Genomic DNA, 1,377 nt, shown 5'->3' on the forward strand with positions numbered 1-1,377 from the left:
CGCTGGAACAGCTCCCACAACTCGTCCGGCACCAGCCGCTCAACGATCCCTGCCACGACCGGCAGCTTACCCAGCCAAATGAGATGACGTCTAAGGCCGTGCGTCCATCCCCGAATACGTGGGAGTCGCTGCCGGTTCGCTGTGGGCGCGCGCCTCCGAAGCGTCGTGGCCGCGACCACGACCGGGCTCCGGGGCAAAGTCTCCGAGGAGAAAGATCTTCCGGGCTTGCCGATGGCCTTGAGGGTCTCGGGGCGTTTGACGGTTTTGCCGACGTCGTAAGAGGGCGTTTTATCCTGTTGTTTCATCCCGGATTGCCGGATTGGGGCGGTTCACGTGCCGGGCCAGCTCGGGGTGGATTCCGCGGCTGGGCGGCGCGTCATGAGGTTGATCATCGCGAGGTGGACCATGGCTTCGGAGCGATGCGGTTTGGCCTCGTAGTCGCGGGCCGGGCGGCGGTGGTTCATCAGCCAGCCCAGGGTGCGTTCCAGGGTCCAGCGGCGAGGCGGGACGGTGAAGCCCTTGAGGGTGGGGTCGCGGCGGACGATGTGCATGTCGATGCCGAGGGTCGCTGCGTGCTCGACGAGGTGCTGGCGGTAGCCGCCGTCGACCCAGGTCTTGCGGACCGTGGGATGCTCGGCGGCCACCTTCTCGATGAGGGCCTGGCCAGCGACGGAGTCCTGCACGCTCGCGGCCGTGACCAGCACGGCGAGCAGCAGGCCGACGGTGTCGACGACGATGCTTCTCTTGCGGCCCACGATCTTCTTGGCCGCGTCTACACCCTGGCCGGCCGCAGGAACATTGGTGGAGGTCTTGATGCTCTGTGAGTCGATGGCGCATGCGCTGGGTTCGGCCTCCCGGCCTCCCTGCCTGCGGACTTGCCGGCGCAGGAGACTGTTGAGCTGATCGAAGACACCCTCCTCCTGCCAGCGGGCGAAGTAGGCGTAGACGGTGTTCCAGTGCGGGTAGTCGTGCGGGAGGTAGCGCCAAGGAATGCCGGTGCGGTTCACATAGAGGATGGCGTCGAGCAGGCTGCGCAGGTCGTGGTCCGGTGGGCGGCCGATGTCCAGTCCGCAGCCGCGGCGTTCGGCCCGCCAGGCAGTCAGGACCGGCTCGACCAACTCCCAGCGGGCATCGGACAGATCGCTCGGGTAACGGCGGCGTTCAGGCACGATCCGGGACTACCCGCAAGGCCCAGGCGCGCGAGCCGGCGCTCGAAGCACACGGCGCGTAATCCGGCGCCTTGGGATGAAACAGGAGCAGCCAGACCAAGACGCCCGTTCAATGAGCCTCTTCAGCGTTGCCGCTCCAGGGTGAGAATGGCTTTGGCGATTGACGTCATGCGGTTGGGGCTGCAGCGGGACCTGCGGAAGATCCGCC

2 protein-coding genes and 1 pseudogene are annotated in these 1,377 nt (G+C 66.9%); all 3 read right to left on the reverse strand.

Features of this window, described 5'->3' with window-relative positions:
• A partial coding sequence (locus AC067M_RS45775; protein WP_478702913.1) for a hypothetical protein occupies positions 1-305 on the reverse strand: 305 nt, incomplete at its 3' end.
• Between the two features lie 24 nt (positions 306-329).
• Entirely contained in the window at positions 330-1,169 is an 840-nt protein-coding gene (locus AC067M_RS45780; RefSeq protein ID WP_478702914.1) for an IS5 family transposase, read from the reverse strand.
• Positions 1,170-1,291: 122 nt separating this feature from the next.
• Positions 1,292-1,377, reverse strand: a pseudogene (locus AC067M_RS45785) (IS5/IS1182 family transposase); the annotation flags it as partial.

This window comes from Streptomyces sp. NPDC043427 (genome assembly GCF_056436655.1).